Origin of the sequence: Bradyrhizobium sp. CCBAU 45384 (genome assembly GCF_028128665.1) — a bacterium.
GTDB classification, from domain to species: domain Bacteria; phylum Pseudomonadota; class Alphaproteobacteria; order Rhizobiales; family Xanthobacteraceae; genus Bradyrhizobium; species Bradyrhizobium manausense.
Genome location: NZ_LBIZ01000097.1, coordinates 87,687 through 104,222, shown reverse-complemented (window position 1 = coordinate 104,222; position 16,536 = coordinate 87,687). Strand labels below are relative to the sequence as shown.

The window sequence follows — 16,536 nt, the reverse complement described above, 5'->3', positions numbered from 1 at the left end:
CCTGATAGTCCCACATCCCTTTTGCAATCCGGTGACGGAGGCGCGCGTGAGCGTTGATGCAAAGGGGGATGAAGAGGTCTTCTGGAGGTGGTTCGCAGATATGGTTGAGCCGGGCCGGCCGTTCGGCTTAAGCGAGGTCCGCGGCGACGGCAGCGGGATCACGGAGGCACGGCGCACGCCGCGCTTGCCGGTATGTTCTCGTACCGAGCTGCTGCGCGGTTCGGTGACGATTTCATCGCGACGGTGGGAATAGCTGTAAGAATCTTGACAATCGGTGCGCCGCCTATCACCGGATTCTGTATCGGCTCTCAAGCCGTCCTGGGGTTCGGTTGGGGCGTGCGCGACTTTGCTCGTGTAATGAAGGTTGCGAAGTCTATGCTCTCTATCACCGTTGCACTTTCCTTTGCGTATTCCGCAGCCGTCATGCTTTTTGTCTGGCCTTTGGTCAAGTTATTTAGCGATAGCGACAAGGTTACCGAAATTGCCGTCTCGAGCTGCATCGTCTTTCACCTGTTTTTTGGGCTTTACGGTATTCAGAGTTTCGTGACGACAATGCTTCAGTCACAGGGGAGAGCCCGCCTTAGTGCGGTGGTGTCTTTCGCTGGGCAGGGGTATCTTTTCATACCGGCGGTACTTCTATTCCCTCTCATATCAGGCTTCAGTGGAGTTTTAGCCAGCCAAGCCATCGCTGAGCTGGGCGCTGGAATGATTGCGCTGTTCGTCATCTTGCGCCAGTTCGTCGAGCTCAGGCAAGGTGGACCGGCATAGTCAGCCAGGAATCGAGAGGGGTTCCTTGACGTGATTAGGCATCATCAGGGCAATGATGCATTCCTCGCGGGCAGCCAGCCGTCATCCGTTCCGAGCTAGTTGCCGAAGTCATTCCCCTCGGAGGAGGGAACGAGGTTGGCTAGTTACATGGATGATTAAGCATGGAGTCCCGTCGAGTGCGCCGGATCGTCGAAACATTGTTCAGCATAGGAGTTCGATGGGCACTGCGCCTATCACTCTCCAGGCACGGCCTCGCCTACCTGCACAATCAGAGCGCCGAGCGCTCGTTCCCAAGAGGCCGGGCACGGTGGCCGGACGAACACGCCGCTCTTGCGGGAATGAATGCGGTGCATCGTGGTCCGGTAGGATAGTCTTCTCCTGGCCGACATCTTCGGAAGACCTTGAACAGGTTTAAAGGAGCAGGCTGCGGGCTGCGAATTCGAGACGAAAGAGCAGGCCGCCTTGATCGCGGCGAAGCCGGTCCGGGGCCTGAATTGCGCCCCGGAGGCTCACGCCACCGACGTCTTCTCGTCCCAAGTCGGTACAATACTTCTCCCAGTCACTTGCGCCGGCGTTACACCAACAAGTTCTTCATACAGACGAGGATCAGTCGCGCCTTCGGTGTTGATCAGGAAGACCCGTGCATTCTGTCCAAGTCCGGTCATGGACCGCGATGTCTGGTTGGAGGCAACTTTCAGCAGTCCTGCCAGACCTGCGCCGCCACTTTCCCCAGCAACGACAGCGGGATCGCCATCCACAGGGTTTGCCAAGAGCTTCATTACGCTGATGGCGTCCTCGTCGTCGACCATCATGAAGGCATCGGCAGCGCGCGAAAGGATGCGCCATGCGACGAGGGACGGATCGTAGCATTCAAGCATCGCCATCACTGTTGACGCCCCATGCTTCACCTTGACGGGATGGCCAGCTCGAGCGCTTTCAAGCAGGCACGCCGCGCGCGAAGGCTCGACAACGGTGAAGAATGGCCTGTTGGCACCTGCCAGAACCCAGAAATGTCCTGCAATTGCAGCAGCGACCCCACCCACGCCGGCTTGAACGAACACGTGGGTCGGAGGCTCGGATAACTGACGCAGCGCTTCGCTCACGAGAGCCGTGTATCCCTGCATCACTATGCCCGGAATACGCTCGTAGCCCGGCCAGGACGTGTCAGATACCGTGATCCACCCCTTATCTGCGGCAACTCGGGACGCTTCGGCGACGGAGTCATCATAGTTGCCGCTGACGCGGATCGTCCGCGCGCCAAAGCGAGCGATAGCCGCGATCCGCTCGTCGCTGACGCCCGAGTGAACGAATATGACGCACTTCGCGCCAGCCAGCTGGGCACCATGCGCGACTGATCGGCCGTGATTGCCATCGGTGGCGCACGATACCGTCATCCCCCGCGCTACGGCATTCACTTCGGGCAATTGGAGCTCGGACACGTCAAGAACCCGGCCGAGCCTCCGACCTGCTTCCTCCAGCACAAGGCGGATTACGGCATAGGCACCACCCAAACCTTTGAAGCTACCAAGTCCGAGCCGATGGCCTTCGTCCTTCAGGTGGATCGAGGCAACGCCGATCTCACGAGCAAGGCCCGGCAGCGAGACGAGCGGCGTTGCCTTGTAATCGTCTCGATGCGAAAGGAAGCGCTCTACTCCGCGCGCTCCTTCGACACTGAGCATCTTGGCATCCGAAGCTTCCAGTGGCGCGCGGTAATCGGTGTGCCGGTTGAGAAGCAACATGGTCCGACTCTCTTGCGTCTCTGCTGACGCTTATCAGAAAAATCATTTACGACAATAACATCCATGCATTCTGCGGCCACTTATGCAAGAGTGGATCGCTGCGGCTCGAAACAGGGGTAGGACCGCCAGGAAGACTCAGCGGAACACTGGCGAACCTGATCGTTTGATCGTAAGCGTAGCTCTGCGGCCCTTTTGAACGGCGCTTGACGGCTATTTTGAGCGCGTGGTGCGTCGCCGAGGCTTCCATATTTCCGACAATGCATTGACGGCGGCCTCGAGCGCCTTCCGGTCGACGACGTTGGGATCGAACTGCTCGGGGCCCCAGAGGCGCATTTGTTCGTGCTCCGGATGGGTGGGGTCGCTGATGGCGTCGAGGTATTCGGCATAGCCTGACGCACCGCCGACATCTTCCGGAGGACAACGGCCGGCGGCGTCGAGCAAGAGGGGAAGTCCCTCCGTTGTCGTGTTGTCGAACCACTTTTCAATCTTGATCACGTGATCCCAGCTGTCGCCGAAGTCGTAGAGATAATGGATACCCCCCCCCCCCCCCCCCCCCCCCCCCCCCCCCCCCCCCCCCCCCCCCCCCCCCCCCCCCCCCCCCCCCCCCCCCCCCCCCCCCCCCCCCCCCCCCCCCCCCCCCCCCCCCCCCCCCCCTGAACGATATTGGAGAGCCGCGTCTTGCGGGCATCGATGGGCTGAGGGTCAAAATCTCCATCGGGATCAGGGATACCCCAACGACCGTCGCCGGCCAGGAACTCGAAGAGATGGCTATTCGTCCAGCCAAACGCCGCCTGAAGCGTCAGATGCAGCCGATCAAGGCGCAGGGTGATGGGTACGACAAGACACCGCATCACCTCCGGTTTCACGTCCTTGAGGGTTACCCTGATCCGGACGGCGGTCGTGTTAAGGCTCATGCTGCCAGTCTCGGATCGAGCGCATGCATCGTGTAGGTCGATGCCCAGGGAAGCAGTTCGTCCAGTCGCGCCGCAGGCCAGCCATTAACGAGCTTCGCGAGGACATCGGAGAACCAATGCTCGGCGCTGACGCTATTGAGCTTACAGGTCTCGATTAACGAAGCTAGTACAGCCCAACTCTCGGCACCCTCGTCGCAGCCGGCAAAAAGGGAGTTCTTGGCGTTAAGCTTGATCGGCCGCATCGCACGCTCGACCGCGTTGGTATCCATCTCGATGCGACCGTCATCAAGGTAGAGCGTCAGGCCGTCCCAATGACGCAGCGCGTAACGCAAGGCCTTTGCCGTGTCGCTCTTCTGTGCAAGGTGATCAAGCTTGGCCTCAAACCACTGCTTCAAGGCTGTAGCCAGAGGTCTGGCATGCACCTGCCTGCCAGCACGGCGCTCCGCATCCGATCGGCCGCGGAGCGCTTTCTCGACCGCGTAAAGCTGGGCGATGCGCTCAAGAGCCTCGCGGGCAACCGGAGCTGGCGCCGGAGCCGCCTCGCGCTCGATCTTCACAAACTGCCGCCGCAGATGCGACCAGCAGAAGGCGAGCGTCCCGGACAGGGCGTCCGCACGCGTCTCTCGGGTCATGGTCTTGTAGGCCTGATAGCCATCGCAGTGGATGATGCCGCGATAGCCCTCAAGCAGCCGCAAGCCATGAACGGCGCCGCGGCCCGGTGCATAGGCATAGACCACCCCAGGCGGATCAGGCCCGGCCCAGGGCCTGTCATCGCGCGATAGCGCCCAGAAGTAGCCGGTTTTCGTCCTGCCGCGACCCGGATCCAACACAGGCGCCGGCGTCTCATCGACACAGAGCTTCGAGGAGGCGAGCAGAAGCTGGCGCAGCCGATGCCACAAGGGCTTCAATTCCTGGGCGGCATAGCCAACCCAGAAGGCGAGCGTGGAACGGTCGATGCCGATACCGTGCGTCGCCAGCATCTGCGCCTGGCGGTAAAGCGGCAGATGCCAATGATACTTCGCGTCGATCACATGAGCGACCAGCCGCTCGGTGGGCAATCCACCCCTGATCAGTCGCTCGGGAGCAGCGTGCTGGAGGACGACGCCATGACAGGCGCGGCAGGCGAGCTTGGGCCGGCGAGTGACGATGACGCGATAGTGCGCCGGAACGACGTCGAGCCTCTGGCTCTCATCGTGACCGATCTCAAAGAGATCGCCCTTACAACACGGACAACAGCTCTCAGCCGGCATTAGGGTTTCGACGATGCGTGGCAAATGCTCCGGGAGCTGACCACGATTGGCCCGGCGTGCGGCAGTTCTCTTCTCGCAAATTCCGAGATTGGCGCGATCCTCGGCTGCTTCGAGAGCTGCGACGGCCTCTTCGATGTCCTCCAGAACAAGCTGTAGCTGATCAGCGTCCAGCTTTTCCGAGGACCGGCCAAACTGCGCATCCTTTGCAAGCTTGAGCAACCGCTCGAGCCTGGCGCAGCGATCCAGCAGAGCCGCGGCAAAGACACGCAACTCGGCTGGATCGCTTGGCAGCTCATTGGGCAAATCACTCATTGGCCCGAGCTTGCCATGCTTCGCGCCGTGATGCAGCGAAGATTTGTATTTTTACGCAAGCGCTTTCGGCTGCGGGATTCGAGGCGCGTGCATGCGTGTCCAATCCATGCCGGCCAGAAGCGCTGACAACTGGGCGGCATTCATCCGCATCACGCCGGCTACGATGGGTGGCCATTTGAAGCCGCTGCCATCGAGCCGCTTCCAGTACATCGCAAGGCCGGTGCCATCCCAGACGACAATCTTCACTCGATCGGGGCGCTTCGCACGGAAGACCACCGCTACGCCCTTCATCGGGTCATGGCCCAGCGTCTCTTTCGCCAACAGCGCCAAGCCCTCCGCACCCTTCCTGAAGTCCACAGGTTGCGTCGCCACGTAAATCATGAGGCTCGCGGGCATTGTCAGCATGAACGTGTCCGTCGGAGCGCTAGGAACACATCACTCAGCACAGCAAGGCCAGGCGTCCCGCGCACCTCTACGCGCGCCCCTTGGAACTCGACCGTCACAACGGCGGCTTCCGGCGACCCGGAGGGTTCTACGGTCGCCGGCAACGCGGATTCCGATACCACCGGCACGAACGACAGCGTGTCCGCCGACGCCGGCAACACCAACTGGCCCAACCGCGCACGGCGCCGCCAGTCATGCACCTGCTGGGGCCGGCAGCCATGACGACGGGCGACATCCGTGACAACCGCACCCGGCTCGAGGCTTTCGGCGGCAATCTGCGCCTTCAAATCGTCCGGCCAGCGCTTGCGACCTGCACCAGCATACACTTCGATACGTGGTGACAACGGTCGTCTTATGTCGTCAGAATGGTCGTCCATTATGAGCACCCTTCCAGAAGATGACTCTTCTAGCGGTGGTCTCAAGACTCCGCACAAACAATCCAAAGGGCCTCGGCGCTACGCTTACGTTTGATCTGACAATTCTCGACTTCCTGTAGCAGGAGAACCTCAGCCGGAACTAGTCGAATCTGTCGGCTCCGGCGTTGGCCGTTCAGCGGCGCATCAAGTAAATTGAGGAAACTGGAACGATCGTCCGAAATATAGCGCGATAGTTGATTCAGCCAGCGTGAAGGCGGAAGATCACTTGTTTGCCGAAGTCGAGATGGACTGGGAGCTTGCACACATGCACGACCAAACGAAGTGCACCTTCAGCGAAGCCTCTACAGGCTACTCTTCGGGAATAGGAATATTTAGGCGTCTCAAAGCTTCATGACGATGGATCGCGTCAAAACAGGCACTGAGCTGAATTCGATGCTTAAGTGTCATAAATCCAGGGTGGGTGGGCCGAAAGCCGCAAAGAAGGATTTACGCGATACTCAATCTAGTAGATCGGGTTTGATATCCGCCCTCCGTTTGCTCCTATCCTCCAACACCTTGTGACGAAGCGGAAGTTCGTTTGCCACAAGCGACCTGCTCCATATGTTGGGTCGGCCAAGCGGGGCGCGGCTGAGTACACCCGGCGTGCCGACGAGCAGCCTCGACGCAAACAAGGTACCTGCAGCAGGTGCCGTCATCGGAACCGCTCTCGGTCCAGTGCTTGCGCTCCGTTTCTGCTGTCGGAGAGCCTGCGCGATACTGCGTCTGCGACATCAAGCTGGGCGATTCTTGACAGTCACTACGTTCGATTCCGGTTATAGTCACCGAGCAATGCCTCGCTGGCGGTATGGTCGGGTACATCGTCCTTCCACCGAACGGAGCCAAACGGACGCTCTAGCATGCGCCGGATACGCACGGGCTCCGGACCCACGTGAAAGGACGCTGCTTGACGATCTAGCGCGCGTTCTGAATGCGTCGAGCGATTGCGTTGACGCAGATAATCAAGCCACGTGGGGCAATGGTAGCGTTCTGTCCACAGTTCAGGATCAGCGATATCGCGAGCAATCGACCAACCATACGCACCATTCCGCTTTCGGAACAGCTGCACATCTTGCATGATATTATGAAAGGCCCGCGCATTCTCTTGTGCCACGCGGTATTCGATTTCGATCACAACCGGTCCACTGCGGTGGGTTAGCGCGAGCCTAACCTCAGGATGCGCGAGCGCCTCAGCATCTTCGCTTTGCAGGTTTATGCGAGGCATACGCAGCCAAAGCCCCAATAGTGGAGAAATTAACATCAGCCCTGATGATATCAAAAGCGCCGTGTCGACACCGGCGGCATCGGTCAAATGACCCCAGCCCCAGCTACCGACAGCAATGCCTCCCGAGCTTGCTGCTTGGTAGGCTGCGAGGGAGCGTCCTGCCACCCAGCGCGGCGCCGACAGCTGCACGCCAATGTTGAAGAGAGCCCAGGAGATCATCCACACGGCCCCGGCAAGGACAAGTGCGGCCGATGTGAGAACCAGCTCGTGGCTCAACGCCACTGCCAGAAGCGCCCCACTCATTGACAGTGCGCAGGCGCGAATTGCTGCTTCACCGCTCAGCCGCTTTCGTACTTCGGGTACATAGAGCGCTCCAATTACCGCGCCAAGTCCGAACGCGCTGAGAGCTATCCCGTAGATCTGAGCACCGCCTCCAAGGAGATCACGGGCGACCAGCGGCATTAGCGCGATGATGGCACCTCCGATCACGCCGGTGATCATGGAACGAATCAGCACGATTTTGATCGAGGGCGAGTTAGCGATGTAGCGGAGCCCCGAAACGATGGCGCGGCTTAGCTTTTCGGGCGGAAGATATGACGGTTCGGAAATTCGCTTCCACAAGAACAGTGCAACAAGCAATGGCAGATATAGCAATGCATTTAGGGCAAACGAAGCGACTGCGCCGGCTGCCGCAACCACCATGCCGCCGATCGCCGGTCCCACGCTGCGCGCGATGTTGTAGCTGATACTGTTCAGCGCGACCGCAGCGGGAAGTGCTTCCGCGGGTACTTGCTCGCTAACTGAGGATTGCCAGGCAGGATCCATCAGAGCCACACCGCTGCCGATTACAAAACACAGGATCAGCAAGGAGTCTGGCGTGACCATCCCTAGCCAGGTAAGTGCCGTCAGCGCGGTCGCACCAGCTAGCGACATGCCGAGCGCGACAAGCATCACGATCCGCCGGTCATACATATCCGCAATTGCGCCTGCGGGCATCGAAATCAGCATAACCGGTAGCAAAAGCGCGGTCTGAACGAGCGCAACTTTATCCGCCGACGTTGTCATCTGTGTCATTGCCCACGCTGCGCCGACGCTCCGGATCAGTGCGCCCAGGTTGGTAAGCAGACTCGCGAGCCAGATGCGCCGAAAGGTGAGGTGGCGGAAGGGCGCTGTGATACCTTCAGTGCTAATTGTTCGAGGCTTGAGAGGAGTCATCTAGCTGCTGCCTTACCCCGGATGGTTCGACGAATGAGGATGAAGAGGGGCTGGTGGCAAACGGGTGGTCCGGCGTCATTCGACTTGCGCTGCTTAGATGTAAGAGAAACCTCAAAATAGTCAGCTTCACGCCAAGGGGGCCGCCTCGCACGATCCCGATCCTGACGAGTAAACCTTGCTGTTGCCCTGCAAGTGCGCGCTTTCTCGACACGGCTCATTCCGTAGTCACTCCCTGCGAGATGCCGCCGGCAAAGGCCAGATGCCACTCAACTGAGCCAGAGGCCTTATCCTTTCGGCGCCTTGTATTGATTCAAAAAGTTGATTTCCTCGTGACAGGCGCCGCCGGGCGAGCCGCCGCGCCTTGGCGCGCAACTGAAGCGCAGCCGATCTTCTCAAGTCTGCCCAAAGGCAGCAGCGATGTGAACGCATATAGGTGAGGCCATACTCTGAAGCGGTCTGAATACTTAATCGCGCGTAGCCGCTTAGAGCACAGAATCGAAGGAAACTTGCAGCGTTTACTCGCGCTGCGCGACGAAAAAGGGCGCCAGCGAGGCGTGCTGGCCAAGCCGACATCTCTCGTTAGTGAGATTCATCGGACCGAATCATCCAGCTCGCTCGCGCCACGAAGCGCCCACGATGAGCGAATGGTGTTGATAGCCTGGAGGTGACGCCACTCAGTCGAAAGTTGCGCCGCGCCAATGCGCAAAAACCTGCGCTCGTTCCATAACGGGTACCGCGACACCTCGCCCGGCTTGGTGATGGAGCAGGTAGGTGGGGTCTGGTTGGTGAGGCACTCAATCCTCGGACGGAGCCTCAATTGGAATAGCAAATCCGGCTTTTACCCGGTCCATGACCACCATGGTCTTGAAGCCCTTGATATCGGGGTTCTCACGGAAAAATCGCCGCGTGAACTGCTCATAGTCGTCCATGGTGCGTGCGGTTATGTATAGGACAAAGTCAGCATCGCCTGTGACGTAAAACCCATTGACGACTTCAGAAGATGATTTGATCGCCTTTTTGAACCTGTCGATTATGTCCGAGCGCTCCCGCTCCAATGTCACCAGCACGAGCATCTGAATAGGTCTTCCGACCGCCTTGGCCGAAACGATCGAAACGTCCGCCTCGATAATGCCGTCCGAGCGAAGCCTCTTTAGCCTGCGTTGACAGGCGGTAGCGGAAAGCCCGGCCAGTTCGCCAATCGTCTCGGATGTGAGACGGTTATTCTTTTGCACGATTTCCAGGATGTGAGCGTCGATTCGGTCGTACCTCATAACAGGCTCCAGGCTAAAGAGGAAATTCTGCAAAAGATCGCGTACTTTCGCAGAAAAACATCTCACATCAGTCAAATCTCGTCGAAAAACACTCTTTATGACATCAGTATCGTCGATCTAACGGCAATTACAAGAAATATGCTGCATGGCTTGCAAAATGCCCTTCGAAAGGCCCTCAGTCCGCCATGCAGACTTCACGAAGATGAGCGTCAGCTAGGCGAACAGCGATGCGTCGCTCCGCGGCGGTTGCGCGTGGACAAGATGTTGAGCTTGGCGAATGCATCCCTGTGTCTGAGATGAAGAGCCGTTCAATCGGGCGGCTTTACGCTGGGGTGAGCGCGCGGAACGGCTTTGGTACGCCTCATTCGAGCCGCGCAAAGCCGGCAAGCTGCCCTTAATGCGGCACTTCACTGGGTGTGCGGCGTGAGCCTTGCTAAGAAATGACATTGCTCATGCAGCCCCACTTGTGGCTCGTCAACTCGGGAAAAGTTCCAACAACTGAGTCGTACCGAGGCTTTCGGAAGCAACGAGCCAAGTGGTCCGTCTTACCTAAACAAGGAATTGCGGGAACCAAGTCGCCCGGCACTGAGGGGCGCATCACCCTTCGAAGGCGAGTGCAAATCCGCTTCGGCGCTGTCACAAGCGACATGCTCCCGCCCCGATATCGGCGGGAGTATAGCAGGACCCACTCTACAGGATCAGGGCACGGATGCGCTCAGCCGAGTGTTGCTGCGGTCTGTCATAATGACATCAGCGATCATTTCAGCTGTGACAGCGGATAATGTCCAGCCGAGATGGCCATGGCCGGTGTTGTAGAAAACATTCGGGCGTCTGCCTCGGCCGACCCTCGGCATCATGCTAGGTGTCATTGGACGCAAGCCCGCCCATGGCACCACCCGCGCGGTGGACACATCCGGAAACGATCGCTCTACCCACCGTATCAGGGGCTGAATTCGGTCCCAGCGGATGTCGCGGTTTTCGCCATTAAACTCGGCGGTCCCCGCGACCCGGAAGCGATCTTCTCCTAACCGGCTGGTCACGATCTTGGTGGCCTCGTCCAGCAGGCTGACGCGAGGCGCAGCCTTTTGGCTCGTTTCGTCTCCCAGCTCTACCGTGATGGAGTACCCCTTGACGGGATAAATGTTTATGTTGTCCCCCAGCATTGAAGCAATGCGGCGGCTGCCGACCCCCGCGCAAACCACTGCGCGTTCGCCATTGAGTTCTTCCTTCAACGAACCTCGTTTCCAGTGTACGACCACACCGTCTCGGTCGGACCGCATGCCGCAGATCTCTGCATCAAAGACGAAGCGTACGCCCCCTCGCTCGCAAGCCGCAGCGAGGCCGCGCGTGAATTTGTGAATGTCGCCGGTTGAGTCAGACGGGGTAAAGAAGCCACCATAATAGTAGTCGCGCAGAGCCGGCTCTATTGCGAGCATTTCAGAAGGCGTCACCGGACGGCGATCCAATCCACCCTTGAGCAGCAACTGATTCACGCGAGAGGCCGCATCGAAGTCGGGCTTGCTCGAATAAACGTGCAAAATTCCTCGCCGTTCCAAGTCGAAATCGATGCTCTCCCGATCGGCTAGCTCAAAAAGATGCTTGCGAGCAGCTATCGCTAGCTTCGTCGTTTCGATCGTGTTGTGGCGGTAGTTTCGAATCTGGCTTACGAACTCTGCCAGCCAAGTATATTTGTGAAAACTGGGGCTTGGGTTCAGCAACAATGGTGCGTCTTTGCGCAGCATCCACCTCAGGCCTTTTACGATCGTTGCGACGTTATTCCAGACCTCGGCATTACTTGCCGATAATTGGCCGCCGTTCGCAAACGAAGTGTCCATCGCCGGATAGCGTTGGCGATCAAAGACTGTGACCGAATAGCCGCGGCGGGCTAGGGCATAGGCAGTTGTAACTCCGGTGATACCGGACCCGATTATGATGATCGTGCTCATCGTATGCTCCAGGACAGGATTGAACGAACGGTGAATGGCTTCGCCATGTCTCCGTCCCCAAATCTGTCCGTGCACCTGAGAGCTTTCTCCGCAATCCTCGTGGATCACGGTCCCCTTCGGTGGGTGCTGACCGGCACCTCTCTCCAGATCGTCCTCAGTGTGCGGTCCTGGGCCTGAGAGTTTCCTTGGGGAGTTGCTCCGTCGGCGGTGATACGCCTTTGCAGGCTTATCGCGCTCTCCCGCACACCATCATCAGACACGATAACACTCTCAGACGTACTCACTACCTGTCAAGCCGTGATGAATTGTCTGACCCAAAAATCGGCTGCGTAAGCGACAACTCGATGTTTGCCCTAGCTGCCCACCCAGATTAGCAGGTGGTTTGCTGCCTAGTACTATGCTGATCTCGCTTTTTGACGATTGCATTCGCTGGATGCCAGTGCTTTCCAGCGAGCTATGGGCGGCTGGCGCAGAAATGCTGCGGGATTCCCAAAAGAACGCACAATGTTTGCGTGGCGACGCTCTAATAAATATGCGGTGGTGTAGGACCCTACAAAGCTGTGCCTGGCATGCATCTCTTTCAACGTCGAGCCAAAATGGAGGCCTGCACGCCTGAGGCGGTCGCTCTGTTCGATGAAGGGCTCTTCACACCACTTGTGTCGAAGTGTCTGGCATATGGCGGCAGGATTCGCTCTTGTTCGCCGCGCAGGCCTAAGTTCGCTGCTGGTCCCGCGATCCGCGGCCGTGATTTTCAATTTCCGCGATTTCCGCTGGCTGCTGCGCCAAACAGGCTAGCCCATGACAGAACTCAGTTCGCGAGGGGCGCCGTAACGCTATTCGGGCTAGAGTTAAGCGCCTCCCGCCCGCCCGCTCTCGCCGTGCAAGCTCGGAGTTCCGGGCAAAGAGCAGGGTGTTTTCCGAGAAAGTCGAAAAGACGACGGCGCCAAGTTGAAGATAGACGTCCTACGCTCTCGACCTGCTTTGAACTCGACGGAGGACCTCGATGAGGCATGCCGTCTTTGTCTTCTGCGTCGATCGAGAAAAGGACCCGGTCGCGGGGCACGTTCTGGATGCTCTCAAGGCGGAATGCGCTCTTGTTGCAACGAGTTTCGAATTCGATGGGTACTCTGTCCTCGAAGTCGCTGGCTTGCATGACGCCAGAATTTCGATCGTGGCCACGAACGAGGTCGTAAGTAACGACTATGCGCGCTACGCGCCAATGTTCAATGATCGCTTCGGCGATGCCAACGTTATTGGCATCGTGAATTGGCACGAGGGCACTAATGCGCCAAACGCGATCTTCTCGGTTCAAACGACCGGCGATCTGGGTACGGGGACCTTCAGCGCGGTCGACCCCCGGATTACGCGGGGGCTTCTTTTAGCGGTCGAAGCCGAGCGGGTCAGTTCCGGTCTTGACTCCTTTCGCACTTACCTGGAAGCGACTCATTGGTCGGGCATCAAGGGCGGTGATGCTGGTACCCTTCTCGCTGACCTGCGACCGTCGGCCGTCGATATCGAGATCGGAAGCTCGCCCGAAGAATGGGCAAATCCTCTTGCGGCCCGAGTGCTGGCGCGATCGCTACTGCGAATTTTCGATCGCATTGAGGAACCGGTACACTCCGTGCTCTGTATCGGAGGTGTTCACTTCGAGCCGAGCTTCACGAACGCGGTATTGCAGTCGCACGATCGACCCCCGATCGCGGCAAGTCATGTCCTACCAAACCACTGGCTCGTGTCGGCCGGTTACGATCAGGAAAGTCGGTTGATCGACTTGAGAGCTTGCGTGCATTCGATTGTAGGCGGGATTCAAAGCATCGTGTACCACGACAAGCTAAAAGCGCCTTTCAAGAGGGTTGCTCGCCTGCTCGCAGAGGAGCTTGGTATTCCGATGCTTTCGCATAAAAAACTCCGCGCGACTCTTCCGCAGGATATTATCGAATGAGTGCGCGAAGGCAGCCATCTGCTGTCGGACCAGCATCTAGATTGTCGGTCGTCCTGCGATTGACGTGTTTGTCTGGAGAAGAGCGATGAACGGTATGGCGATGGGTTCGATTAGGACCATTCAGTATGATCCGTTTCCCCTGATCGAATACGAGGGCCGGCTCGAGCGCGCGCGGCGTTTGATGAAGGAGCATGCCATTGACGCGGTTCTCGCGACGTCCGAACACAATCTGCGATATTTTATTGGTGAACCTAGCACGACCCCGCAGCAAACAACCCGGCCGCGATTTCTTCTCATTCTTTCGTCAGGTGACCCGGTTGCGGTCGTCCCAGAGGGAATCGACCAGTTTTATAAAGACACGACCTGGGTAAAAAATTGCCGGAGCTGGCCTAGCCCAAATCCGAAAGACGAGGGTGTGTCCGCACTTGCCAGAGCGTTGCGTGAGCTACTGCCAGAGGACGCAAAAATCGGCGTAGAGCTTGGTGCGGAGAGTAGGCTTGGCTTCCCTGCAGGAGATTTCTTGCGTGTTGCGGATGCGATCAAGCCTCGAACGTTCGTCGACGCATCGGATCCGATTTTCACCCCCTTGCGAATGATCAAGTCTCCGCTAGAAGTCGGCAGAATTCGAACCGTATGCGGCCTTGTGTCGGACGCATTTGAAGAGCTGGCAATAAAGCTGCGCCTTGGAATGACGGAACGCGAGGCCTGTCGCCAGTTCGAATTCGAATGTTTCAGTCGCGGTGTCGAGAAGACAAGCAAGATCGTGGGTGTTTCTGGCCGCGGGGGATATACGCGTCCTTACGGTGTTCCGACCGACAAATTTTTGTCGGATGGAGACGTGCTGTTTATTGATGCCGGCTGCCTGTTCGACTTTTATTGGAGCGATTTCGATCGACACTTTGCTTTCGGCGCACCTGATACGCACACCCAGGATGCCTATCAGGTCGTGTGGGATGCCACCGAAGCGGGAATTGCCGCCGCTAAACCTGGCATTCCGATCTGTGACGTCTGGAGCGCAATGTCGGCCGTACTAAATGGCTCAAACAATCGCGGTAAAGCCACCAACATTGGCCGAATGGGACACTCCATGGGCTTATGGATGCCGGAGTTACCGTCGGTCCAACCGAATGACAAGACAATACTCAAGCCAGGCATGATCATTAATATTGAACCGAGCACCTCATATCCCTCATATTTCGACGGATCACCGAAGCTGATGCTGCATGAAGAGGTGGTTGTCGTAACCGAAACTGGCTCGCAGTTGCTCACTTCTCGTGCTCCGAGAAAAATGCCGGTGGTCGCCAAATAAGAAGACGGAACGTAGCAGAAGGGAAGAGCTGCCGCGCTCTCGCCGTAAGCCTGTAGCGGCCATGACGTCTTATTGGCGTTTTAGGCCTGTGTCTCAGTGGCCGCATGAGAGTGTGAGATATCAGCAAGTCGGCTTAGGAGACTATGGCAAGTTGGAGTTCACGAGCAGAGTGCAGAAGCCAACACGGTCGCGCCAAATAGATGCGACGTCCTGCCATGACATCTCTACCTTTTGCTTACGGCGTACTCCATTGAAAAAAGGTGAGAATGCGAGCGAGTGCTGAAAAAATTGTACGAGGCCGCTTCACGCGTGCCCACCGAGACTCCGCCACACTCGAGCGGTGCTGTGTCGTATTGGATTCATACGTTAAGGTTTGACATGCATAGTGTTGATGAGTTTCATGATTTCCAGGGTGAGGTGACCGCGTGGCGGCGCTATCTTCACGAAAATCCCGAGCTCGGCTTTCAGGTACACAATACGGCGAAGTTCGTCGCCGAGAAGCTCGCCTCATTCGGTATCAATCGCATCGAAACGGGGATAGCTGAAACCGGCATCGTTGCATTGATTCAAGGGAAGGGTGGAGACGGTCCCACCATTGGGTTGAGGGCCGACATGGATGCGCTGCCGATCCTTGAGGCCTCAAACAAGCCGTGGTCCTCGAAAGTGCCGGGTAAAATGCACGCATGCGGGCACGATGGTCATACGGCCATGTTGTTGGGCGCTGCGAAATATCTTGCCAGGACGCGCAATTTCAAGGGCTGCGTCGCTTTGATTTTTCAGCCGGCAGAAGAAGTGGAACTTCCCTCCGGCGGCCTGAAAATGGTCCAGGAAGGAATCATGGACCGTTTCAGCATCTCCAAAGTCTTTGGGATGCACAACGCTCCGGGCACCGAGGTCGGCAAGTTCAGCATTTGCGATGGGCCGATCATGGCCTCGCAGGACGATTTTGACATTGTCGTGAAGGGGCGGGGCGGCCATGCGGCCAAGCCGCATGAGACCATCGATCCGGTCGTAATTGCCGCACAGATCATCGTCGGCTTGCAAACTCTGGTCTCGCGCAACATGAATCCAATCGAGTCGCTCGTCATCTCAGTGACCAAGTTGAATGCTGCCAATGCCTACAACGTCATTGCCGATCAAGTCGAAATGGCCGGCACTGTCAGAACTCATATTTCGGAACTGCGAGACTTCGCCGAACGCCAGATCATGGCGGCAGCCCAGGGTATCGCGCGCGGATTCGGCGCGGATATCGAGTTCAAATACCGTCGATCGGTTCCAGTGACCTTCAACCGCGCCGAGGAGACCAATCTGGCGACCAGGGCGGCACGCAGTCTGGTCGGAGTCGCTTCTGTGGACGAGAACATCAAACCAGGTATGGGGGCCGAGGACTTTGCTTACATGCTCGAGGCCCGGCCGGGCGCAATGATATTCATTGGAAACGGGCCGACCGCCGGTGTGCATAACCCGGCATATGACTTCAATGATGAAGCATTGCCATATGGCATCGGCTATTGGGTGAATTTGGTTGAGACAATGCTGGCTATCTGAATCGCCCGGTTTGTCTCGTTTCATCTCGCCAACCAAAGGCTTGGCGAGCGCCAAAACTACAGCAGCTAAAATGCTAGCTTCGATTAGTGAACTAAGTTGCTCTTTAATGACGGAGCGCAATCCAGGTCGCGCGCTCGATTTCTACGCGTAGCTGACCTTACGGTCCCGCCTCAATGTATTTGGACCATGCCGGAGAAGCGATCTTGCGTCCCCGCCGTGAACTGGTCTCTTACCGATGAA

General features: G+C 58.0%; 13 protein-coding genes and 2 riboswitches. Of the genes, 4 read left to right on the top strand and 9 right to left on the bottom strand.

Features of this window, described 5'->3' with window-relative positions:
• The first annotated feature begins 192 nt into the window (after positions 1–192).
• Positions 193–768, top strand: coding sequence for an MATE family efflux transporter (locus XH80_RS10350; protein WP_271598503.1), 576 nt, complete (start codon positions 193–195; stop codon positions 766–768).
• Positions 769–1,277: 509 nt separating this feature from the next.
• Here the strand turns inward: XH80_RS10350 and XH80_RS10345 are convergent.
• The 9 genes from XH80_RS10345 to XH80_RS10305 all read right to left on the bottom strand — a co-directional run bounded on the left by XH80_RS10345 (position 1,278) and on the right by XH80_RS10305 (position 11,497).
• On the bottom strand, positions 1,278–2,507 hold the full coding sequence (locus tag XH80_RS10345) for a diaminopropionate ammonia-lyase (RefSeq protein ID WP_271598502.1): 1,230 nt from the start codon (positions 2,505–2,507) through the stop codon (positions 1,278–1,280).
• Between the two features lie 210 nt (positions 2,508–2,717).
• Positions 2,718–3,041, bottom strand: coding sequence for a plasmid pRiA4b ORF-3 family protein (locus XH80_RS10340; protein WP_442869139.1), 324 nt, complete (start codon positions 3,039–3,041; stop codon positions 2,718–2,720).
• Entirely contained in the window at positions 2,999–3,358 is a 360-nt protein-coding gene (locus XH80_RS10335; RefSeq protein WP_271598516.1) for an IS1096 element passenger TnpR family protein, read from the bottom strand. The genes XH80_RS10340 and XH80_RS10335 overlap by 43 nt, the downstream gene beginning before the upstream one ends.
• Positions 3,359–3,417: 59 nt before the next feature.
• A complete protein-coding gene (tnpC, locus tag XH80_RS10330; RefSeq protein WP_271598500.1) occupies positions 3,418–4,983 on the bottom strand; it encodes an IS66 family transposase in 1,566 nt (521 codons plus the stop codon).
• A 51-nt stretch (positions 4,984–5,034) separates the two neighbouring features.
• Positions 5,035–5,388, bottom strand: a complete 354-nt coding sequence (gene tnpB, locus XH80_RS10325; RefSeq protein ID WP_271598499.1) for an IS66 family insertion sequence element accessory protein TnpB — start codon at positions 5,386–5,388, stop codon at positions 5,035–5,037.
• Positions 5,382–5,804: an IS66-like element accessory protein TnpA gene (tnpA, locus tag XH80_RS10320; protein ID WP_271598498.1), complete on the bottom strand. Its 423-nt coding sequence runs from the start codon at positions 5,802–5,804 to the stop codon at positions 5,382–5,384. Before tnpA ends, tnpB begins: the two co-directional genes overlap by 7 nt.
• Before the next feature lie 796 nt (positions 5,805–6,600).
• Complete coding sequence (locus tag XH80_RS10315; RefSeq protein ID WP_271598497.1) at positions 6,601–8,280, bottom strand: MFS transporter; 1,680 nt, start codon at positions 8,278–8,280, stop codon at positions 6,601–6,603.
• Positions 8,281–9,074: 794 nt separating this feature from the next.
• The gene (locus XH80_RS10310; RefSeq protein WP_194389602.1) at positions 9,075–9,551 is read right to left on the bottom strand and encodes an Lrp/AsnC family transcriptional regulator; all 477 of its coding nucleotides are present in this window, start codon (positions 9,549–9,551) and stop codon (positions 9,075–9,077) included.
• A gap of 698 nt (positions 9,552–10,249) precedes the next feature.
• Positions 10,250–11,497, bottom strand: a complete 1,248-nt coding sequence (locus XH80_RS10305; protein ID WP_271598496.1) for a D-amino acid dehydrogenase — start codon at positions 11,495–11,497, stop codon at positions 10,250–10,252.
• 61 nt (positions 11,498–11,558) lie between these two features.
• Positions 11,559–11,646, bottom strand: a riboswitch (glycine riboswitch).
• A gap of 3 nt (positions 11,647–11,649) precedes the next feature.
• Positions 11,650–11,749: riboswitch (glycine riboswitch) on the bottom strand.
• Positions 11,750–12,500: 751 nt separating this feature from the next.
• Between XH80_RS10305 and XH80_RS10300 the strand changes: the two genes are divergently transcribed.
• The 3 genes from XH80_RS10300 (at position 12,501) to XH80_RS10290 (ending at position 16,296) form a co-directional block, all read left to right on the top strand.
• The gene (locus XH80_RS10300; RefSeq protein ID WP_271598495.1) at positions 12,501–13,439 is read left to right on the top strand and encodes a D-aminoacyl-tRNA deacylase; all 939 of its coding nucleotides are present in this window, start codon (positions 12,501–12,503) and stop codon (positions 13,437–13,439) included.
• Positions 13,440–13,524: 85 nt separating this feature from the next.
• Complete coding sequence (locus tag XH80_RS10295) at positions 13,525–14,748, top strand: M24 family metallopeptidase (protein ID WP_271598494.1); 1,224 nt, start codon at positions 13,525–13,527, stop codon at positions 14,746–14,748.
• Positions 14,749–15,126: 378 nt separating this feature from the next.
• Positions 15,127–16,296: a M20 aminoacylase family protein gene (locus XH80_RS10290; RefSeq protein ID WP_271598493.1), complete on the top strand. Its 1,170-nt coding sequence runs from the start codon at positions 15,127–15,129 to the stop codon at positions 16,294–16,296.
• The last annotated feature ends 240 nt before the right edge of the window (positions 16,297–16,536 follow it).